Origin of the sequence: Agrococcus jenensis (assembly GCF_003752465.1) — a bacterium.
GTDB classification, from domain to species: domain Bacteria; phylum Actinomycetota; class Actinomycetes; order Actinomycetales; family Microbacteriaceae; genus Agrococcus; species Agrococcus jenensis.
The window spans coordinates 847,779-868,145 of sequence record NZ_RKHJ01000001.1 but is presented as its reverse complement, the minus strand read 5'-3'; the positions used below and the strand labels follow the sequence as shown (position 1 = coordinate 868,145).

Here is a 20,367-nt window from a genome sequence, read left to right as displayed (position 1 = left end):
ACGCATGGTCGAGATCGAGCGCATCCTGGCACCCAACCCCGGCCCCATGACGCTGGACGGCACGAACACCTACGTGCTGGGCGGGCAGGTCGTCGTCGACCCGGGCCCTGCCGACGCCGAGCACATCGAGCGGCTGGTGCGGCTCCGGCCGCGGCTCATCCTCGTGACGCACCGCCACCCCGACCACACGGAGGGCGCGGCCGAGCTCGCGCGCTCCACCGGCGCCGCGCTCCGCGGCCTCGATCCCGACGAGTGCCTCGGCGGCGAGCCGCTCGTCGACGGCGAGTGGATCCCCGTCGACGACGTCGAGCTGCAGGTCATCGCCACCCCGGGCCACACGGCCGACTCGGTGTGCATCGTGGTGCCGGGCCGGGCGGTGCTCACCGGCGACACGATCCTCGGCAGGGGCACGACCGTGATCATGCACCCCGACGGCGCGGTCGGGCCCTACCTCGCGACGCTCGACCGGCTGGAGGCGCTCGGCGACCTCGAGGCGCTGCCGGGCCACGGCGATCCGCTGCCCTCCGTCGCCGCGGTGGCGCGCGAGTACCGCGCGCACCGGCTCGAGCGGCTCGAGCAGGTGCGCGACGCGCTCGCGACGCTCGGCACGACGGCCGCGGACGCACCCGTCGCCGCCGTCACCGACGTCGTCTACGCCGACGTCGACCCGTCGGTGCGGCAGGCGGCCGAGGCGTCGATGGCGGCGCAGCTCGCCTACCTCGCGCAGGCAGGCTGACGCCGGCGCTCAGCGCGAAGCGCGAGCACCAGCGAGGGCCCGGCTCAGCCGCTCTTGCGGCGGTGGACGCGCTTCTGGACGGCGGGACCGGAGTGCGCGCCCTGCACGCCGCCGGGGGCGCCCATGCCCTGCCCGTGGTGGCCGAGCTTCTTCTTGTCGAGCGCCTCGCGGAACTTGCGACGCTGCGCCTCCTCGGCCGTCTCGGTGCCCTCAGGGGTGTCCTGCGGCGTCTCAGGCTCGACCGGATCGTGACTCGTCATGGCTCAACCTTGCCCGCTGCGGGCACCGATGTCGAGTCGGCCGCACCCGCGGTCAGGTCGCGGGCGCCGCACGCAGCGGCGACGGCGACCCCGACGGGCGACTCTCCTGCGGCACGAGCGCGGCGAGGGTGCGCACGAGCGTCGTGAGCCAGACGAAGAGGATGCCGACGGCGATCGCCTCGAGCGCCGTGGCGCTGTAGACCTCGAGCGGTCGCCACAGCAGCACCGCGACGACGAGCGCGACCCCGGCCCCGACGGTCGTGAGGAGCAGCGCGCGGGGCGGCCCGGGCATCACGATCGTCACCACGACCATCGTGATCCCGAAGAGCCCGAGCGTGCCGAATGCCGCGATGTCGTGGAGCAGCTGCCCCCGATGCACCGGGAAGACGCCGACGCCGGCGAGCGCGGCACCGGTGAGGGCGAAGAGCGCGACCACCAGCGCGATCCGGCGCAGCGCGGCGTCGCCGAGCCGGCGGTGCAGGTCGCGACCGATGTACGCGCCGATCGTCGCGACCAGCAGCCCCGCGACGATGAGCGTGAGGTTGAACGCCCAGCCGGTGCCGAGGTCGGAGAAGTGCCGCTCCCACCAGCGCGGGTCGGCTGCCGTGATCATCGCGAACACGGTGCCGATGGTGAGGAACGCGAAGAGCAGGGTGGCCAGGTCGGTGGTGCGCAGCTCGACGCCCGCCTGGAAGGCGAGCCACCCGGCGGCCGCGCTCGCGGCGCCGGTGAGCAGCGCGCCGCCCAACGCGGGTGCCTGCAGCCCCTGCAGGCCGAGCGCGAGGATCTCGCCGGCCGTGAGCACCGCGAGGTACGCGACCGCGGCGAAGGCGATGGTGATCGCGATGGTCGAGACGCGTGCGATGACCGCCTGCCAGCGCGGCATCGGTGTCGTCTCCCCGCGTCGGTGCACGGCGGAGCTGACGGCGAACGCGGTGGCGGCGACGAGCGCGGCGATGCCGGCGGCCGGAAGCGCGACCGAGCCCTCGCCGGCGATCGGGCGCGGCGGGCCGGCGAGGGCGATGAGCCCGAGCGCGATGCCCACCGCGAAGCACGCCCACGCGGCCGCGATCGCGCGCGACTCGCGGCGCGCGTCCGCCTCGACCGGTGCCTCCATGCTGCCGATCGAACCACGCGGGACTGACCGGCAGCGGTGCGACCCGCGCTCGCCTCCCGACGGAGCGCTCCGAGCGGCCGCCCGGACGGCGATCGACCCGCCCCGCCGAAGCGGGACGGGTCGACGATGCGGCGCGAGGCCGGACGGTCAGCGGCGCAGGCCGCCGTCGCCGTCGATGCCGCGGTCGCGGTCGCGGTCGACGTCGCCGTCGCGGTCGATGTCGACCTGCTCCTTGGAGACCTCCGCGGAGACGCGCTCCTGATCGGTGACCGTGCGCTTCTCGACACCGATGCGCTCGGCGTCGACGACGTCCTTGTCGACGACCGGACGCTCGGCGTGCGTGGTGACGGCGATCTCGTCGTCGCCGAGCGTGCCGCCGGTCGAGGTGCCGGTGATCGGCTCGCGCACGACCTCGAACTCCTCGCGCTCGACGGGCACGGTCACGGTCTGCTGCTCCGTGACGACGTGCTTGCGGATGCGCAGGCGGCCCGTCTCGACGCGCTCGGTGCCGACGTTGAGCTGCTCCTCGCGGCGCACGATCGACTCGTCGCCGAGGTCGGAGGTGCGGTCGCGGTCGAGGTCCAGGTCACGGTCGCGGTCGCGGTCGAGCGATCCGTCGCCCAGCCCGCCGACGCCGCCCACGCCTGCGGTGGTGTCGCGGTCGTACGTCGTGGTGTCACGGCCGCCACCGCTGTAGTCGTAGTAGCGGAAGAGCTCGTCCTGCTCGCTCTCCTCCATGTGGCCGTCGGCCTCGATGCCGGGCGCGTCCTTCACGAAGGCCTTCGTGTACGGCACGTGGATGTCGTCGCCCTGCCGGGTCGCGCCGCTTACGGGCACGAAGCTCTCGCGGGAGCCGAACAGGCCGGTGTTGACCGTCACGAACTGCGGCTCTCCGGTGGTGTCGTCGGTGTAGACCTGCTTGACAGCACCGATCTTGTCGCCGTCGGAGTCGTAGACCGTGCCCCGGTAGAGCTCGTCGATGCTGAAGGTGTGATCCGTCATTGGTTCCCCCTCTTCTCTGCGCGCACCCCGGGTTGGGGTACAGCGGGTGGGGGACAACAGTGACAGACGCTTGGGCGTGCCGCACTCGGGAGACGCTCAGCATTCAACCAATTGACTTTCGATAGATATCGCGCGAGACTCGATGGATGTTGCAGTCCCGCCTCGTCGTCTTCGCCCTCCGCGTCGTGCTCGTCGTCGCCGCCCTCTGGCTGCTCGTGCTGCTGACGTTCGCCCTGCCCGGCGAGCTGTCCGACGGCACCCCGGAGCCCGGCGTGCGCCTGCCGACGCAGATCGTCCTCTCACTCGTGCTGCTGAGCGTGCTCGCGGTGATCGTCTGCATCTGGCGGCTGCTGACGCTCATCGGCCGCGACCGGCTGTTCAGCGACGCGTCGCGGCGCTGGGTGGATGCGATCGTGTGGTCGCTCGCGATCGGCTGGGCGCTCCTCGCCGGCTTCGCGCTCGCGGTCACGGCGGTCATCTTCTTCACGCCGGAGATCCGCGACCCGGGCATCCCGATGCTGCTGTTCGGCGTCGTGGTGCTCTCGTCGCTGCCGCTGCTGCTCATGATCGTCATGCGCGGCCTGCTGCGGCAGGCCACCGGCTACCGCGCAGAGCTCGAGGAGGTCATCTGATGCCCATCGTGGTGCGGATCGACGTCGAGCTCGCGAAGCGCAAGCTGAGCGTCGGCGACTTCGCCGAGCGGGTCGGGCTGACGCCCGCCAACGTCGCGGTGCTGAAGAACGGACGGGCGAAGGCCGTGCGCTTCTCGACGCTCGACGCGATGTGCCGCGTGCTCGAGTGCCAGCCCGGCGACCTGCTCGAGTGGGTCGAGGAGGCGGAGCCCGCCTGAGCCTCAGAGCAGCGTCTCTTGCGCCACGACGTCGCAGCTGTAGGTCGCCGCGCTCGAGGCACCGGGTTGGTTCACGCGTCGTCAGGACCCACGACAGAGAGCCATGTCCGAACCTCTCGCATCATCATCGCGCCACGCTCCAATACCGGCTCTCGCAGCATCGCCGTGAGAAAGGCGGCGTCCAGGACCAGAACGCGCGCGGGATCAGTCGGATCAGCATCGATCTCCACCTCGATTGCGACGAGATGCGAGTCGCGATCGTGCACTGTTGATGTTGATGCTGCCGGCGCTCCAAGACTGACAAGGATTCCCTCGAGCAGGATCATCATCCGGTGGTCGATGAACGCCCAGCTCTCGGAGGTCGCCTCACGGCCCCAGGCACCGATGATCTCTTCCTCGAGCATCTGCTCGAGGCGCCTGCCCTTGAGCCGCGACATCGTCCGCACGTCATTAGCGTCGAGCACGAGAACCCCGCAGATCAGCTCTGGGTAGTCTTCCCACTCGATGTCGTCGTCGTCGGGGTCTAGTCCGGTCTCTGGGGCCGGATCAGAGAAAAGGATCTGGACGATGAACGCGGTCGCGCCCTGCTCTACCTTGTGCTGAACCGCATTCAGATGCAGTCCGCAACGCTCTCGCAAGTATGTGCTCACGGCTCGGGCGGCGTGGTCGAACGAGGCGGGCGCCGGCAGTGCGCGCGACGACAGCTCCCGCACGCCGGCGTACATCTCCTCTTCCTTCAGATGTTCTGTCCGGCGTAGCCAGATGGAAGTGGCCGTGGACACGACGAGCAGCGTAGAGACGACAACCTTGCCGGGGACAGAATCGGTGACCGAGGTGGCCGACCCGAGGAGCCCCACGAGCAGAGTCGTGAGGAGGACCACGACATTGAGCCCCATGAACCTAACCGCCCCGCTTCCTGAGCCTCAGAGCAGCGTCTCCTGCGCCACGACGAAGGGCACGGAGGCGTCGAGCTCGATGCGGGCGTAGCCGAGCGGACCCGAGCCCACCGCGCCGCCGTTCGTCTCGAGCCACGCGTAGACGTAGATCGCGTAGCGGCGGCCCGGGACGGCGACGAAGTCGGTGACGAGCCCGTCGCTCGACACCGCGGTGCCGCTCGTCTGGCTGTCGAAGAGGTAGCCCTCCGCCGACGTGCGGTGCACGACGGTGACGAAGTGGTCCCGCTCCTGCTGGGTCTGCGCGTCCCCCGGCCGCCAGCTCTCCACCAGGATGCCGAGGTGGCAGACGACCGACGCGCCGATCGAGTAGTGGTTGAAGGACGTGAGTGCCACCCACGGCACGTAGGGCCGGACCGAGACGCGCGAGGCCCCGTGCTGCGCGGTGAAGAGCATCCCCGCGCCGCCGACGCTGAACGCCCACTGGCCCCAGTAGACGCCGCAGCTGCCCGCGAGCCTGCCGGAGCGCACGATCGCCGGGCCTGTGGTGCTGAAGGCGCTCGCGTACGTGCTGTGGTCCAGCCATGCCCACCGGTAGTAGCGCTGCTCGCCGGTGGCGTCGCGGTCGGGCCCGTAGACGTGGAGCAGGTCGCGCGGCTCCGGCCGGGCCGCCGCCTCGAACCATCCGCTCATGGTGAGGTCGAGGCCGTCGGAGACCTTGTGCATGACCGCGCCGCGCAGGTCGAGGTGGGTCAGCGGCACGAGCGTCTGGCGGAAGCGGTCGAGCCGCTCGGCCACGGCGTCCGGCACCGGCCGGTCATCGAGCAGCTGCTCGTCGACCGCCGGTCCGGATGCCGCTGCGATGATCGCGCGGCGCCGGAGCGCGGTCCTGCCGAGGGAGCCGACGAGCATCTCGATCTCGTCGTCGCCGATGTGGTCCTCGCGCTCGCCGCCGTCGGCCATCGCCGCCACCCCTTCGCAGCACCGCCCCGATCCGTGCGGCATCCGCATGACCCCGCGCGTCGGGACGATCCGAGGATGGCACCGCGCCACGAGGCGCAACAGCCCCGACCTCGTCGGCTCGCGCCGGCCCGTCCAGGGCCCCCTCGATAGCCTCGACGGATGCGCAGCCCCGTACCCGACTACCTGGACGAGGTGCGCCGGTCGTGCGCCGACGACGGCGACGAGGGCGAGGTCGCGAGCTACATCCCCGAGCTCGCCGATGCCGACCCCGAGCGCTTCGGCGTCGCGATCTGCACGATCGACGGCACGCTCTACGGCGCGGGCGACGACGAGCACCGCTTCACGATCCAGTCGATCTCGAAGCCCTTCGCCTACGCGCTCGCCCTCGCCGACCGCGGGCTCGAGACCGTGCTGGAGCACGTGGGCGTCGAGCCGTCCGGCGACGCGTTCAACGAGATCTCGCTCGAGCGCAACGGTCGCCCGCGGAACGCCATGATCAACATCGGAGCCATCACGACGCACACGCTCGTGGGCGAGGCCGACGCCAGCCCGGCCGAGCGGGTGGAGCGCATCCGCTCGGGCCTCTCCGCCTTCGCCGGTCGCGAGCTCGAGATCGACGAGCAGGTCTACGAGTCGGAGCGCTCCACCTCGAGCCGCAACATGGCGCTCGCCTACCTCGTGCACGCGCAGGGCAAGCTCGAGGGCGAGCCGCACGACGCCGTCGACGGCTACACGAAGCAGTGCTCGCTGCTCGTCGACGTGCGCGACCTCGCGGTGATGGCGATGACGCTCGCCGCCGGCGGCCGCAACCCCGTGACGCGCGAGCAGATCGTGCCCGCGTGGGTGTGCCGGCAGGTGCTCAGCGTGATGGCGACGTGCGGCATGTACGACGCGGCCGGTGACTGGATGAGCCACGTCGGCATCCCGGCGAAGAGCGGCGTCGCGGGCGGCGTGCTCGGTGCGCTGCCCGGCCAGGTCGGCATCGGTGCCTTCTCGCCGCGGCTCGACGAGTACGGCAACAGCGTGCGGGGCGTGCGCGTGTGCGAGCGGCTCTCGCGCGACATGGGCCTGCACCTCATGCAGGCGCCCGAGGTGGCCTCGCACGTGCTCTACGGCGTGGTGGAGCCGGACGCCGATGCTGACGGCGTGCGCGAGGTGCAGCTGCAGGGCACGATGCACTTCGCGGCCGCGGAGGTGGCGCTGCGGGAGCTCGAGCGCGTGCCGCAGGACGGCGAGCCGGTCGTGGTCGACCTCTCGCGCGTCGCCTCGACGAACAAGGTCGGCCGGCGGATGCTGCGCGAGGGCATCCGGCGCCTCGAGCGCGACGGGCACGAGGTGCGCGTCGAGGACCCGGACGGCCTGCTCGAGACCTGAGCCGGCTGGCGGGTCGGCCGGGCACGACGAAGGGGGCGGCCCCCTCGCGCGGTGCCGCCCCCTCCGGGACGGGTCAGACGGTCTGCTCAGATCGTCACGATGTCGATCTGCGAGTACTGCTCCTCTCCCACGACCGACGCGATCCAGTCGAGCACCTCTTGACGGTCCGTGCGGTAGGCGAAGTCGACGCCTCGGCACCATTCGTTGAGGCCGAAGGACGTCACCGCGACGATCGTGTTCGACTCGTACCCGCCGTAGAAGACGGGGCCGCCCGAGTCGCCGGAGCAGGTGCCGCCGCGACCCGCACCGTTGCCGTTGGTCTGCAGGTTGAACCCGTCCGTGTTCCTGCTCGAGAGGTTCGTGAGGATCGCGGAGGCCATGAGGCGCTCGCGGTACGACTCGACGGCGACCGGACTGCTCTTGGTCAGCCCGTAGCCGCTGGCCGTGAAGGTGACGTCCTGCCTGCCGCGCGCCGTCGCGAGGCTGTCGAGGGATCCCGGCGCCGCCAGAGCGCCGTACTCGTCGAGGTCGATCGGCTGATCGAGGATGACGATGCCCACGTCGTAGGTGTTCGGGAAGGATGCGAAGTCGTCGAAGCCGTAGTTGTAGAGCTCGTCGGACGTGGCGCAGAGCACGCCGAGCGTGTCGCCCGCGCAGGTCTCGGGATAGCCGGTGATCGGATCGAGCTCCGTGACCGGGTCGTAGTTGGCGCCGGCGTCCTGCTGGAAGTAGACGATGGCCGTCGCGTTGTCGTCGGTGCAGTGCCCCGCGGTGAGGAACACGGTCGGCGTGAGCAGGGATCCGGAGCACCGGCCGGTGAACTCGCCCTCCTCGTCGTAGAAGACCACCAGCCCGACGTACGGATGCTCGTTGTCCTCGACGTAGTTCCCGGTGATCGCAGACGCCGGGGCTGCGCTGCCCAGGATCAGTGCCACCGCGGCCACGACCCCCAAAAGTAGCTTTCGCATGAAACTCCTCCTTGAGCCAAGCGATGACCTGGTCCGCCGACAGGCGGCAGGCTGTTGGCGGTCACGCTATCCGCGGACAGCGTTACGCTCAAGCCTGGGCCGCCCGCAGCATGCGCTCGGAGCATCCACGTGCCGCTGCGAGCGGCTCTCGCGCGACATGGGCCTGCACCTCATGCAGGCGCCCGAGGTCGCCTCGCACGCGCACTACGGCGTGGTCGAGCCGGACGGCCTGCTCGAGACCTGAGCCGGCGCACCGCTCACGGTTCCGGGAGCGGTCACGGTCCGCAGCCGGCGGGCACCGAGCGACTGGCGCACCGCAGACACCGCGTCGTACCATCCGGTCAGCTCGTTCCCATCGAGGAGGTCGCTCGTGTCGCAACACACCCTCGCGCTGCCGGAGGTCGACCTCGTCTACGACGTCCACGGGCCGCTGCCGACCGCCGATGGCCGGCCGCCGCTGATGATGATCGGCCAGCCGATGGACGCGAGCGGGTTCCAGGCGCAGGTGGCCCTGTTCGGGGACCGCACCGTCGTGACCTACGACCCGCGAGGCCTGGGTCGGAGCACGCGAAAGGACGGCGCGACGACGAACGAGCCGGAGGTGCAAGCCGAGGACGTCCACGCCATCATCGAGGCGCTCGGCGCCGGCCCGGTCGAGATGCTCGCCAGCAGCGGTGGCGCGGTGACCGCGCTGGCCCTGGTGACGGCCCACCCTGGGGACGTGTCGACCCTGGTCGCGCATGAGCCGCCGATCGACTGCGTCCTGCCGGACGCGGAGGCGGTGCAGCGAGCCCGGACGGCCTACACGCAGGTGTACCGGGACAAGGGCTGGGGCGCCGGGATGGCTGCCTTCATCGCGATGACCTCGTGGGAGGGGGAGGTCACGGATGAGCACCTGGCTCGACCAACGCCGGACCCGGCCGCGTTCGGCCTGCCGACCGCGGACGACGGGACGCGCGACGATCCGCTGCTGTCAGACCGATCCTGGGCGGTGCCCCTCTACCGGCCGGACCTCGACGCACTGAGGGCGGCGCCGACCAGGATCATCGTCGCGGTCGGGGAGGAGTCGGTGGACGTCTACACCGGCCGGACCGCGATCGCCTTGGCGGAGCAGCTCGGCCAGCAGGCGACCGTCTTCCCCAGCCACCACGGCGGCTTCATGGGCGGCGAGTTCGGCTATGCCGGCCAACCGGAGGCGTTCGCCGCCAAGCTCCGCGAGGTGCTGGACCGCGCGTGAGGCCCGGCGTCCCGTCGGCAGCGCCTACGGCATGAGGCCCGCGACGGCAGTGATCTGCTGTCGCGGGCCTCTGCGGGCACTGCGAGACGGGTCGCGACTCAGAAGTCCCAGTCGTCGTCCGAGGTCGCCTCGGCCTTGCCGATCACGTACGACGAGCCCGACCCCGAGAAGAAGTCGTGGTTCTCGTCGGCGTTCGGCGAGAGCGCCGAGAGGATCGCGGGGCTGACGTCGGTCACCGTCGACGGGAACAGGGGCTCGAACCCGAGGTTCATGAGCGCCTTGTTCGCGTTGTAGTGGAGGAACTTCTTGACGTCCTCGGTGAGGCCGACGGCGTCGTAGAGGTCGGCCGTGTACTTCGACTCGTTCTCGTAGAGCTCGTAGAGCAGCGAGTACGTGTAGTCCTTGATCTCGGCCTGCTCCGCAGGGCTCAGCTTCTCGTAGCCCTTCTGGAACTTGTAGCCGATGTAGTACCCGTGCACGGCCTCGTCGCGGATGATGAGGCGGATGAGGTCGGCCGTGTTCGTGAGCTTGGCGCGGCTCGACCAGTACATCGGCAGGTAGAAGCCCGAGTAGAACAGGAACGACTCGAGCAGCGTCGAGGCGACCTTGCGCTTCAGCGGGTCGTCGCCCTCGTAGTAGTCGATGATGATCTCTGCCTTGCGCTGCAGGTAGGGATTCTCGGTCGACCAGCGGAAGGCGTCGTCGATCTCGGGCGTCGACGCGAGCGTCGAGAAGATCGACGAGTACGACTTCGCGTGCACCGACTCCATGAACGCGATGTTCGTGTAGACGGCCTCCTCGTGCGGCGTGATCGCGTCGGGGATGAGCGACACCGCGCCGACCGTGCCCTGGATCGTGTCGAGCAGCGTCAGGCCCGTGAAGACGCGCATCGTGAGCGTCTTCTCGTCGGGCGTCAGCGTGCCCCACGACTGCACGTCGTTCGACAGCGGCACCTTCTCGGGCAGCCAGAAGTTGTTGACGAGCCGGTTCCAGACCTCGAGGTCCTTGTCGTCCTCGATGCGGTTCCAGTTGATCGCCCGCACGAGCTGGTTGTGCTTGTGCGCGCGCTGCTGCGCCTCGGTCTGCGGCTTGCCGGCGCCGAGCGCCGCCTCGACCTCGTCGCGATCGGCGGCGATCGCCTCGCGCGCCTCGGGGGCGACCGGGGCCTCGGCGATCTCGTCGAACGCCGAGCCCGTCTGCGTGTCCTGCGTGTCCATGTCGGTGTCTCTCATCGTCTCGTCGTCGGCGTCACAGCATGCAGGAGACGCAGCCATCCACCTCAGTCCCTTCCAGCGCGAGCTGGCGGAGACGGATGTAGTAGATGGTCTTGATGCCCTTGCGCCATGCGTAGATCTGCGCCTTGTTGATGTCGCGGGTCGTCGCGGTGTCCTTGAAGAACAGCGTGAGCGACAGGCCCTGGTCGACGTGCTGCGTGGCCGCGGCGTAGGTGTCGATGATCTTCTCGGCGCCGATCTCGTAGGCGTCCTGGAAGTACTCGAGGTTGTCGTTCGTCATGAACGGCGCCGGGTAGTAGACGCGCCCGAGCTTGCCCTCCTTGCGGATCTCGATCTTCGACGCGATCGGGTGGATCGACGACGTCGAGTTGTTGATGTACGAGATCGAGCCGGTCGGGGGCACCGCCTGCAGGTTCTGGTTGTAGATGCCGTGCTCCTGCACGAGCGCCTGCAGCGCGCGCCAGTCCTCCCGCGTCGGGATGTGGATGTTCGACGTGTCGAACAGCTCCTGCACCCGAGCCGTCGCCGGCTTCCACTCCTGCTGCGTGTACTTCTCGAAGAACTCGCCCGACGCGTACTTCGAGCGCTCGAAGCCCTCGAACGTCTGGCCCTTCTCCTGCGCGAGCAGGTTCGACGCCCGGAGGGCGTGGAACAGCACCGTGTAGAAGTAGATGTTCGTGAAGTCGAGCCCCTCCTCGGAGCCGTAGTGGATGCGCTCGCGGCCGAGGTAGCCGTGCAGGTTCATCTGGCCGAGGCCGATGGCGTGGCTCATCGAGTTGCCGCGGGCGATCGAGGGCACCGAGCCGATGTTCGACTGGTCGGAGACCGCCGTCAGCGCGCGGATGGCCGTCTCGACCGTCTTGCCGAAGTCGGGCGAGTCCATCGACAGCGCGATGTTCATCGAGCCGAGGTTGCAGGAGATGTCCTTGCCGACGGACTCGTAGTCGAGGTCGTCGTCGTAGGTCGACGGGGTGTTGACCTGCAGGATCTCGCTGCACAGGTTCGACATGTTGATGCGGCCGTCGATCGGGTTGGCCCGGTTCACCGTGTCCTCGAACATGATGTACGGGTAGCCCGACTCGAACTGGATCTCGGCGAGCGTCTGGAAGAACTCGCGCGCGTTGATCTTCGTCTTCGTGATCCGGGCGTCGTCGACCATCTCGTGGTACTTCTCGGTCACCGAGATGTCGCTGAAGGGCACGCCGTAGACGCGCTCGACGTCGTAGGGCGAGAAGAGGTACATGTCCTCGCCCTTCTTCGCGAGGTCGAACGTGATGTCGGGCACGACGACGCCGAGCGACAGCGTCTTGATGCGGATCTTCTCGTCGGCGTTCTCACGCTTCGTGTCGAGGAACCGCATGATGTCGGGGTGGTGCGCCTGCAGGTACACCGCGCCCGCACCCTGACGGGCACCGAGCTGGTTCGCGTACGAGAAGCTGTCTTCGAACAGCTTCATCACGGGGATGACGCCGGAGGACTGGTTCTGGATCTGCTTGATCGGTGCGCCGTACTCGCGGATGTTCGTGAGGTTGAACGCCACGCCGCCGCCGCGCTTCGAGAGCTGCAGCGCCGAGTTGATCGAGCGGCCGATCGACTCCATGTTGTCCTCGATGCGGAGGAGGAAGCAGGAGACGAGCTCGCCGCGCTGCTTCTTGCCCGCGTTGAGGAACGTCGGGGTGGCCGGCTGGAAGCGGCCGTTCACCATCTCGTCGACGTACGCCTCGGCGAGCGGCTCGCTGCCCTCGGCGAGCGCGAGCGCGACGTTGACGACGCGGTCCTCGTAGCGCTCGAGGTAGCGCTTGCCGTCGAACGTCTTGAGCGTGTACGAGGTGTAGTACTTGAACGCCCCGAGGAACGTCGGGAAGCGGAACTTGTAGCCGTAGGCGCGCTTCATGAGCGACTTGATGAACTCGAAGGAGTACTGGTCGAGCACCTCCTGCTCGTAGTACTCGTTCTCGACCAGGTAGTCGAGCTTCTCCTTCAGCGAGTGGAAGAAGACCGTGTTCTGGTTGACGTGCTGCAGGAAGTACTGGTTCGCAGCCTCGCGGTCCTTCTCGAACTGGATCTTGCCGTCCGGTCCGTAGAGGTTGAGCATCGCGTTGAGCGAGTGGTAGTCCATCACGGACGTCTTGCCCGTCGTCATCTCTGGCGTCACCGTTGCCATAGTGCATCCAATCCATCGTTCACGACGCGCACGTCGTCGGGGGTTCCGAAGAGCTCGAAGCGGTAGAGGTGGGGCACGTGGCACTTCTTGGCGATGATGTCGCCCGCCAGTCCGTAGCCCGCACCGAAGTTCGTGTTGCCGGCGCTGATCACGCCGCGCAGGTGCTGTCGGTTCTGCTCGTCGTTGAGGAACCGGATGACCTGCTTGGGCACCGCGCCCTTGCCGTCGCCGCCGCCGTACGTCGGCACGATGAGCACGTAGGGCTCACGCTGCTCGAGGGGCGGCTCGGTGGCGTAGAGGGGGATGCGCGAGGCGGGCCGTCCGAGCTTCTCGACGAAGCGGGCGGTGTTGCCCGAGACGCTCGAGAAGTAGACGACCTCGCTCACGGCAGCCTCCACGACGGCGGTGCGGCTCAGGCCGCGAGGATCGCCTTGATGCGGTCGGGCTGGAAGCCCGACCAGTGCTGCTCGTCGGCGATGACGACGGGCGCCTGCATGTAGCCGAGGTCCTTGACGGTCTGGAGCGCCTTGTCGTCGGCGGTGACGTCGAAGATCTGGTACTCGATGCCCTGCGCGTCGAGCGCGCGGGTGGTCATCGTGCACTGGACGCAAGCGGGCTTGGAGTAGACGGTGACGGTCATGAGCGGCACTCCTCGTGTGTGTTCTCGTGTGGTGCGTGTGCTGGGAAGCAGTCCGGCCGTTGCCGGGCTCCCACTATATGTGGGGTCTGCGGCGGAGCAACGACACAAGATGGTGTGTTTCTCCACATCTGTTTCAACAACCATCCCCAGGTCGGGATTCCCGCCGCGGAACGACGCGGAAAAGCCTGTGGAGAGCGGCGGCGGCGACCTGTGCACGACCGGGAAACTCCATCCGCGACACGCCGGACGCGAACTACAGCCGTGTCGTTCGAGCTGCGCATCGCGTCCTCCCTGCGGTCGCCGGAGCCGTCCGACGGGTGGTGGATCACCCCGTCGTGGCCACGCTACGACCGGCCGCCCACACGATCCGGCGTGCTCTGCGTGCTCGCTGCGGACTCACACTCGGCACGGATTCGCCGGGGGTATCGTCCCCGACGTACCCCAACTGGAAGGAGCACAGCCATGGCTGACATCACCGGCAAGAAGGTCGCGTTCATCCTCACGGACGGCTTCGAGGACTCGGAGCTCACCAGCCCGTGGGAGGCCGTGCAGGGCGCCGGCGCGCTGCCGACCCTGATCGCGCCGAAGGACGGCCAGGTCGAGGGCAAGAACGGCCACACGCAGGCGGTCGACGCCGTCTCGGCCGACGCCAGCGCCGACGACTTCGATGCGCTCGTCCTCCCCGGCGGCGTCGTGAACGCCGACCACCTGCGCATCGACCAGCCGTCGGTGCAGCTCGTGCAGCGCTTCGTCGAGTCCGGCAAGCCGATCGGCGTGATCTGCCACGGCGCATGGATCCTCATCGAGGCCGGCGGCGTCTCCGGCCGCACCATCACGAGCTACCCGACGCTGCGGACCGACCTGCAGAACGCGGGCGCGACGTGGGTCGACGAGGAGGTCGTGACCGACCAGGGCCTCGTGTCGAGCCGCACGCCCGACGACCTGCCCGCCTTCAACGCAAAGCTCATCGAGGAGTTCGCCGAGGGCGTACACCCGCGCTGATCCGGCGCTGAGCGCCGTCCCTCGTCGACGCTGGCGCGTCGGGGAGGCATCCCTCAGCAGGGCACGGGATGCTTCTTCGACGCGCCGCCGACGACCGCAGGGAGCCCGATGGAGATCATCGTCACCGATGCCGACGCGATCGGCGCGCTGGTCGCCGACGAGGTGGAGGCGCTGCTCGCCCGCCGGCCGGATGCGGTGCTCGGCCTCGCGACGGGCTCGAGCCCGCTGCGCGTGTACGACGAGCTCGCGACGCGAGTGCGCGCAGGTCGGATGAGCTTCGCCGGCGCCCGGGGCTTCACGCTCGACGAGTACGTCGGGCTCGCGCCCGACGACCCGCGGTCGTACCGGGCGGTCATCCATGACGAGCTCGTCTCGCGCGTCGACTTCGCGCCCGGCGCCGTGCTGGGCCCGGATGGCGGTGCGCGCGACCTGCCCGCGGCTTGCGCCGCCTTCGAGCGCGAGATCCAGGCTGCCGGCGGGATCGACCTGCAGCTGCTCGGCGTGGGCACGACCGGCCACATCGCGTTCAACGAGCCGGCCTCGTCGTTCGCGTCGCGCACGCGCGTCAAGACGCTCACCGCGCAGACGCGGCGCGACAACGCGCGCTTCTTCGACGGCGACGTCGCCGCCGTGCCCCGCCACTGCCTGACGCAGGGGCTCGGCACGATCCTGGAGTCGCGGCAGGCGGTCGTGATCGCGACCGGCGCCGCGAAGGCGCCGGCGGTGCGCGAGATGGTGGAGGGCGCCGTCTCGGCGCGCTGGCCCTGCACGGCGCTGCAGCTGCACCCGAACGCGCTCGTCGTGCTCGACGAGGAGGCGGCTGCGGGGCTCGAGCTCATCGACTACTACCGCGAGGTCGCCGAGCACCGAGCGGCGGTGGGCGGGCACGTCTCGCGCTGACCGGGCGGCGGGAGCGACGCGTCCCGCGATTGCGCGAGCGGAGCGTCTCCACCGGGCGTGCGCCGGAGCGAACCGGATGGCATGCTCGCCCCGTGACCGACCGAGATCCCGTGCGAGCGCTGCGACGCGCCTCCCTCATCGTCGCAGCGCTCAACCTGGCGTACTGCTTCGTCGAGATGGGCGTGGCCCTCGCCATCGGCTCGGTGTCGCTGCTCGCCGACAGCGCTGACTTCCTCGAGGACACGGCGATCAACCTGCTCATCGTCATCGCGCTGGGCTGGTCGCTCGGTGCGCAGGCGATCGCCGGCCGGGCGATGGCCGGCATCATCCTCGTCCCCGCGGCGGTCGCCGCGTGGCAGGTGGTGGTGAAGTCGTCGGATCCGACGCCGCCGGATGTGCCGCTGCTCGTGATCACGGCCGCAGGCGCCGCGCTCGTCAACCTCGTGAGCGCGCTCGTGCTCGCTCGCGTGCGGCGGATGAGCGGTTCGCTGTCGAAGGCCGCGTTCCTCTCCGCCAGGAACGACGTGATCGTCAACCTGCTGATCATCGCGATGGCGCTCGTCACGGCCTGGACCGCGAGCGGCTGGCCGGACATCGTCCTCGGCGCCGTCATCGTGCTGCTCGCCGGGCACGCGGCATGGGAGGTCTGGGAGGCGGCGGGCGAGGAACGGCTCGCCGCGAAGGCGCTCGCGGGCGAGGCGGTCGACTGAGCCGGTCGTCAGTCCTCGAGCCAGCCGAGCTCGCGCGCGACGGCCGCGAGCGACGTGAAGAGGTGCGCGTTGTAGTCCGGGCCGAGCTGGCTCGGCAGTGCGAAGAGCACGGTGTCGGCCGCCTGCACCGCCTCGTCGGCGAGCAGGCGCCGGGCGACGTGCTCGGGATCGCCCGCGTACGTCGGTCCGCCGCGCACGGCGCCGCCCTCGATGCGCCCGGTCCCGTCGCGCTGCTCGTCGGCGAGGCCGAAGTAGCGCCGATCGTCGTCCGACACGATGGGGAAGGCGCTGCGCGTCACGGCGGTGCGCGGGCGGATGCCGTGACCCGCGCCCGCGTGCACCTCGAGGTAGGCGCGCACCTGGTCGGCCTGCTGCACGTGGAAGGGGCGGCCGTCGTCCTGGGTCAGCAGGGTGGACGAGAGCAGGTGGTAGCCGTGCTCGGCGGCCCAGAGCCCGGACGCGTGGTTGCCGGCGCCCCACCACAGCCGGTCGGCGAGCCCGGGGGAGCGCGGCTCGACGGGCAGGTCCGGCCCCTGCCCGAGCTCGACCGCGCGCTCGGATCGCGCCACCGGCTCACCGCGCAGCGCGCGGCGGAAGCGGTCGGCGCGCGCTCGCGCCTCGTCCGACCAGCTGCCGCCGGGCGCGAGGCCCAGGCCGAAGCGCTCCTGGCCGTCGGTGGCCCGCTCGGGGGAGCCGCGCGAGATGCCGAGCTGCAGGCGGCCGCCTGAGAGCAGGTCGGTCGCCGACGCGAGCTCGGTCATGGCGATCGGCTGCTCGTAGCGCAGGTCGATGACGCCGGTGCCGAGCTCGAGCGTGCTCGTGCGCGCCGCCATCGCGGCCAGCAGCGGGTAGGGCGTGGCGAGCGACTGGTCGAAGTGATGCACGCGCACCCAGGCGCCGTCGAAGCCGGCCTCCTCCGCCGCGACCGCGAGCTCGACGTGCATCCGGAGGCTGTCGCCGGCGGTCGGTACGCGCGAGCCGGGCACGTCGCGGTAGTGGCCGAAGGAGAGGAATCCGATCCGCTTGCGCATGTCGGAGGGAACCCGCGGGCGCGCGGCGCGATTCCCGCGCAGGATCGGAGAAGCGAGCGTCGTCCAGAGCGGCCATGATCGGTACCAGCGGGCCCCGAGCGGTCGGATCCCATCCCGCACCCGGACCAGCACGGAGGAACCCATGGCCGACGACACCCTCTCCGACGTCGAACGCACGGCGGTCAAGCAGCGCGCCGCGGAGCTGAAGAAGCAGGCGAGCCGCAAGGGCGGGACGAAGAAGGAGCGCGAGCTGCAGGATGCGCTCGAGGCGATCGACGGGCTCCCGGAGCCCGACAGGTCGATCGCGCAGATGGTGCACGAGGTCGTCACCGAGGTCGCGCCGCAGCTCGATCCGAAGACCTGGTACGGCTTCCCCTCGTACGCGAAGGACGGCAAGGTCGTCGTCTTCTTCCAGCAGGCGTCGAAGTTCGACTCCCGCTACGGCACCCTCGGCTTCCAGGACATCGCCACGCTCGACGACGGCGACATGTGGCCGACGTCGTACGCGGTCGTCGCCGACACCCCGGCCGTGCGCGAGCGCATCGCCGAGCTCGTCCGTCGGGCGGCCGGCTGACCGCTTGCGGCACCGATGTGCCCCCTCGCCGGGCGCGGAGGCGGCGCATCGGTGCCGCGAACAGCGCCGCAGACCGGCCTCCCGAACACGCGCGCACGGATCGGGAATGCATCCGCTCACAGCCCGTTCTAACTTGAGTCGAGCAGACTCAAGTTCGACGAACAGACTTCGAGGGGATGCACATGGCAGCCATCTACGGACCCATCGGCGACGGATCGTTCGACGACTTCATCGCCCGGATCCTCCAGGGACAGCGCGTGCCCGCGCAGCGCGCGATCGACCTGTCCCGACTCGTCTCGCGGCGCACGAGCTCGGTCATGGCGAGCGCGGTCGAGTACGCCCGCGAGCACCGGCACGCGGAGGTCGACGCGCTCCACCTGCTGCGGGCGCTGCTCGAGCTGCGCGAGGTCGCGACGGCCGTGCAGGGCACCGGCGCAGAGGTCGACGCGCTCCGTGCGGCGATCGAGGGTCGCATGCCCGCCGACGGCGAGCGCGAGGTCGACGGACCGCCGAGCCTCACGCCGTCCGCCCAGCGGGCGCTGCGCGACGCGTACCAGATCGCCCGCGCCAACGGCTCGAGCTACATCGACCCCGAGCACCTCTTCTTCGCGTTCCTCGTCGCGGGCGACACCGCGGCGGGCGGGCTGCTGCAGGAGGCCGGCATCACGCCCGAGGCGCTGCAGCGCGCGGCGACGCAGGCGCAGCGCGAGGCGATCGAGTCGCAGCAGGGCCGCACGCCGAGCAAGGCGGTCGACCCCAGCTCGACGACGCCCACGCTCGACGAGTTCGGCATCGACCTCACCGAGCGCGCCCGCGAGGGCAAGGTCGACCCGGTCATCGGCCGCGCCGACGAGATCGAGCAGACGATCGAGATCCTCTCCCGCCGCACGAAGAACAACCCCGTGCTGATCGGCGAGGCCGGCGTCGGCAAGACCGCCATCGTCGAGGGGCTCGCCCGCGCGATCGCCGAGGGCGACGTGCCGAAGTCGCTCATGGGCAAGCGGGTCGTCGCGCTCGACCTCACCGCGATGGTCGCCGGCACCCGCTACCGCGGCGACTTCGAGGAGCGCATCACGAAGGCGATGGACGAGATCACCGCCCACCGCGACGAGCTCATCGTCTTCATCGACGAGCTGCACACGATCCTCGGCGCCGGTGGCGGCGGGGAGGGCGGCATGGACGCCGCGAACATCCTGAAGCCGCGGCTCGCGCGCGGCGACCTGCACATGATCGGCGCGACGACGCTCGCGGAGTTCCGCCGGATCGAGAAGGACGCGGCGCTCACTCGCCGCTTCCAGCCGGTGCTCGTGGCCGAGCCGAGCGTCGAGGACGCCGTGCGCATCCTCGAGGGCCTCGCGTCGGCCTATGAGGAGCACCACCGCGTCTCGTACACGCCGGAGGCGCTCCGCGCCGCGGTCGAGCTCTCGCACCGCTACATCAGCGACCGCTTCCTGCCCGACAAGGCGATCGACCTCATCGACCAGGCCGGAGCGCGACTGCGGCTGCGGCTCGGCGCGAAGGTCGACGTGGATGCGCTGACGAAGGAGCGCGAGCACCTCGAGGACGAGAAGCGGCAGGCCGTCGAGGCGGAGGAGTTCGAGGAGGCGACCCGCCTGCGCGACCGCATCGCGGCCATCCAGTCGGCGATCGACTCCGGCTCCGGCGAGGACGGCGAGGTCGGCGAGGAGGAGATCGCCGAGGTCGTCGCGCGCGCGACGGGCATCCCGGCCGCGCGCCTCACCGAGGGCGACCGCTCCCGGCTCGCCCGTCTCGAGGAGGAGCTCCACGAGCGCGTCATCGGCCAGGACGATGCCGTCACCGCGGTCGCGAAGGCCGTGCGGCGCTCGCGGTCGGGGCTCGGCGACACCGGGCGCCCGATCGGCTCGTTCCTGTTCCTCGGCCCGACCGGCGTCGGCAAGACGGAGCTCGCGAAGTCGCTCGCGTCGAGCCTCTTCGGCTCGGAGGGCGCGCTCGTGCGCTTCGACATGTCGGAGTTCGGCGAGAAGCACACGGTCGCGCGCCTCATCGGCGCCCCTCCCGGATACGTCGGGTACGACGAGGCAGGCCAGCTGACCGAGAAGGTGCGGCGCCAGCCCTACTCCGTCGTGCTGCTCGACGAGATCGAGAAGGCGCACCCGGATGTCTTCAACCTGCTGCTGCAGGTGCTCGAGGACGGCCGGCTCACCGACGGCCAGGGACGCACGGTCGACTTCCGCAACACCGTCGTGATCATGACGTCGAACCTCGGCGGCGAGTTCCTGGCGTCGAAGTCTGGCCCGATCGGCTTCCAGGCCGGCGACGGCACCGGCTCGGCCGACGAGCTGCGGGCGAAGGTCATGGGCCGGCTGCGCGAGCAGATGCGCCCCGAGCTCATCAACCGCATCGACGAGATCGTGCTGTTCCAGAAGCTCGAGCCCGAGCAGCTGCGGCAGATCGTCACGCTGCTGCTCGACCGCGTAGCCGACCGCCTCGCGGCGCAGGAGCTGCGGCTCGACGTGACGGATGCGGCGCTCACGTGGCTCGCGCAGCGCGGCTACGAGCCCGAGTTCGGCGCCCGACCGCTGCGCAGGCTCATCCAGCGCGAGGTCGAGGACAGGGTGGCCGACCTCATCGTCGGCGGCCTCGAGTCGGGCACGGTGCGCGTCGACGTCGCGGGTGACGAGCTGTCCGTCGTCGCGTCGAACGACGAGCCGGCGACCGCCGCGATGTAG

The 20,367-nt window shown here is 70.3% G+C and carries 21 protein-coding genes; 10 read left to right on the top strand and 11 right to left on the bottom strand.

Annotated features, from left to right (window positions below; genetic code table 11):
* Positions 1–4 precede the first annotated feature (4 nt).
* A complete protein-coding gene (locus EDD26_RS04260) occupies positions 5–736 on the top strand; it encodes an MBL fold metallo-hydrolase (RefSeq protein WP_123696570.1) in 732 nt (243 codons plus the stop codon).
* A gap of 44 nt (positions 737–780) precedes the next feature.
* Here EDD26_RS04260 and EDD26_RS04255 read toward each other — a convergent pair whose 3' ends face one another.
* The 3 genes from EDD26_RS04255 to EDD26_RS04245 form a co-directional block, all read right to left on the bottom strand.
* The gene (locus EDD26_RS04255; protein WP_123696569.1) at positions 781–996 is read right to left on the bottom strand and encodes a DUF5302 domain-containing protein; all 216 of its coding nucleotides are present in this window, start codon (positions 994–996) and stop codon (positions 781–783) included.
* Positions 997–1,048: 52 nt separating this feature from the next.
* Positions 1,049–2,113, bottom strand: coding sequence for a DUF998 domain-containing protein (locus EDD26_RS04250; RefSeq protein ID WP_123696568.1), 1,065 nt, complete (start codon positions 2,111–2,113; stop codon positions 1,049–1,051).
* A gap of 147 nt (positions 2,114–2,260) precedes the next feature.
* A complete protein-coding gene (locus tag EDD26_RS04245; RefSeq protein WP_123696567.1) occupies positions 2,261–3,115 on the bottom strand; it encodes a DUF2382 domain-containing protein in 855 nt (284 codons plus the stop codon).
* A gap of 146 nt (positions 3,116–3,261) precedes the next feature.
* Here EDD26_RS04245 and EDD26_RS04240 point away from each other — a divergent pair, with 146 nt between their 5' ends.
* Positions 3,262–3,747, top strand: coding sequence for a DUF2975 domain-containing protein (locus EDD26_RS04240; protein ID WP_123696566.1), 486 nt, complete (start codon positions 3,262–3,264; stop codon positions 3,745–3,747).
* A complete protein-coding gene (locus tag EDD26_RS04235; protein WP_123696565.1) occupies positions 3,747–3,965 on the top strand; it encodes a helix-turn-helix domain-containing protein in 219 nt (72 codons plus the stop codon). Before EDD26_RS04240 ends, EDD26_RS04235 begins: the two co-directional genes overlap by 1 nt.
* A gap of 71 nt (positions 3,966–4,036) precedes the next feature.
* On the opposite strand, the gene EDD26_RS04230 is transcribed toward EDD26_RS04235, so the two are convergent.
* Positions 4,037–4,861 carry a hypothetical protein gene (locus tag EDD26_RS04230; RefSeq protein WP_123696564.1) on the bottom strand — a complete coding sequence of 275 codons (825 nt, stop codon included), beginning with the start codon at positions 4,859–4,861 and terminating at the stop codon, positions 4,037–4,039.
* Positions 4,862–4,888: 27 nt separating this feature from the next.
* The gene (locus EDD26_RS04225) at positions 4,889–5,821 is read right to left on the bottom strand and encodes a hypothetical protein (protein ID WP_123696563.1); all 933 of its coding nucleotides are present in this window, start codon (positions 5,819–5,821) and stop codon (positions 4,889–4,891) included.
* A 159-nt stretch (positions 5,822–5,980) separates the two neighbouring features.
* Here EDD26_RS04225 and EDD26_RS04220 point away from each other — a divergent pair, with 159 nt between their 5' ends.
* Positions 5,981–7,195 carry a glutaminase gene (locus EDD26_RS04220; RefSeq protein WP_123696562.1) on the top strand — a complete coding sequence of 405 codons (1,215 nt, stop codon included), beginning with the start codon at positions 5,981–5,983 and terminating at the stop codon, positions 7,193–7,195.
* A gap of 86 nt (positions 7,196–7,281) precedes the next feature.
* On the opposite strand, the gene EDD26_RS04215 is transcribed toward EDD26_RS04220, so the two are convergent.
* The gene (locus EDD26_RS04215; RefSeq protein ID WP_170165528.1) at positions 7,282–8,130 is read right to left on the bottom strand and encodes a trypsin-like serine protease; all 849 of its coding nucleotides are present in this window, start codon (positions 8,128–8,130) and stop codon (positions 7,282–7,284) included.
* 403 nt (positions 8,131–8,533) lie between these two features.
* On the opposite strand from EDD26_RS04215, the gene EDD26_RS04210 reads away from it, so the two are divergent.
* A complete protein-coding gene (locus EDD26_RS04210) occupies positions 8,534–9,400 on the top strand; it encodes an alpha/beta fold hydrolase (RefSeq protein ID WP_123696560.1) in 867 nt (288 codons plus the stop codon).
* A 98-nt stretch (positions 9,401–9,498) separates the two neighbouring features.
* On the opposite strand, the gene nrdF is transcribed toward EDD26_RS04210, so the two are convergent.
* Genes nrdF through nrdH form a run of 4 tightly spaced genes read right to left on the bottom strand, consistent with a single transcriptional unit; the run spans position 9,499 to position 13,439 of the window.
* Positions 9,499–10,632 (bottom strand): class 1b ribonucleoside-diphosphate reductase subunit beta, encoded by a 1,134-nt coding sequence (gene nrdF, locus EDD26_RS04205; RefSeq protein ID WP_245989750.1) that lies wholly within the window; start codon positions 10,630–10,632, stop codon positions 9,499–9,501.
* Between the two features lie 16 nt (positions 10,633–10,648).
* Positions 10,649–12,778 (bottom strand): class 1b ribonucleoside-diphosphate reductase subunit alpha, encoded by a 2,130-nt coding sequence (gene nrdE, locus EDD26_RS04200; protein ID WP_123696558.1) that lies wholly within the window; start codon positions 12,776–12,778, stop codon positions 10,649–10,651.
* 8 nt (positions 12,779–12,786) lie between these two features.
* The gene (nrdI, locus tag EDD26_RS04195; RefSeq protein ID WP_123696557.1) at positions 12,787–13,185 is read right to left on the bottom strand and encodes a class Ib ribonucleoside-diphosphate reductase assembly flavoprotein NrdI; all 399 of its coding nucleotides are present in this window, start codon (positions 13,183–13,185) and stop codon (positions 12,787–12,789) included.
* A gap of 26 nt (positions 13,186–13,211) precedes the next feature.
* The gene (gene nrdH / locus EDD26_RS04190) at positions 13,212–13,439 is read right to left on the bottom strand and encodes a glutaredoxin-like protein NrdH (RefSeq protein WP_123696556.1); all 228 of its coding nucleotides are present in this window, start codon (positions 13,437–13,439) and stop codon (positions 13,212–13,214) included.
* Between the two features lie 462 nt (positions 13,440–13,901).
* Here nrdH and EDD26_RS04185 point away from each other — a divergent pair, with 462 nt between their 5' ends.
* The 3 genes from EDD26_RS04185 to EDD26_RS04175 all read left to right on the top strand — a co-directional run bounded on the left by EDD26_RS04185 (position 13,902) and on the right by EDD26_RS04175 (position 16,051).
* Positions 13,902–14,441 (top strand): type 1 glutamine amidotransferase domain-containing protein, encoded by a 540-nt coding sequence (locus tag EDD26_RS04185; protein ID WP_123696555.1) that lies wholly within the window; start codon positions 13,902–13,904, stop codon positions 14,439–14,441.
* A 108-nt stretch (positions 14,442–14,549) separates the two neighbouring features.
* Positions 14,550–15,341, top strand: a complete 792-nt coding sequence (nagB, locus tag EDD26_RS04180) for a glucosamine-6-phosphate deaminase (RefSeq protein WP_123696554.1) — start codon at positions 14,550–14,552, stop codon at positions 15,339–15,341.
* Positions 15,342–15,433: 92 nt separating this feature from the next.
* On the top strand, positions 15,434–16,051 hold the full coding sequence (locus EDD26_RS04175; RefSeq protein WP_123696553.1) for a cation efflux transmembrane domain-containing protein: 618 nt from the start codon (positions 15,434–15,436) through the stop codon (positions 16,049–16,051).
* Positions 16,052–16,059: 8 nt separating this feature from the next.
* Here EDD26_RS04175 and EDD26_RS04170 read toward each other — a convergent pair whose 3' ends face one another.
* Positions 16,060–17,082, bottom strand: coding sequence for an LLM class flavin-dependent oxidoreductase (locus EDD26_RS04170; RefSeq protein WP_123696552.1), 1,023 nt, complete (start codon positions 17,080–17,082; stop codon positions 16,060–16,062).
* Between the two features lie 142 nt (positions 17,083–17,224).
* On the opposite strand from EDD26_RS04170, the gene EDD26_RS04165 reads away from it, so the two are divergent.
* Both EDD26_RS04165 and EDD26_RS04160 read left to right on the top strand, forming a co-directional pair.
* Entirely contained in the window at positions 17,225–17,656 is a 432-nt protein-coding gene (locus EDD26_RS04165) for an iron chaperone (protein WP_123696551.1), read from the top strand.
* Positions 17,657–17,838: 182 nt separating this feature from the next.
* The gene (locus tag EDD26_RS04160; RefSeq protein ID WP_123696550.1) at positions 17,839–20,367 is read left to right on the top strand and encodes an ATP-dependent Clp protease ATP-binding subunit; all 2,529 of its coding nucleotides are present in this window, start codon (positions 17,839–17,841) and stop codon (positions 20,365–20,367) included.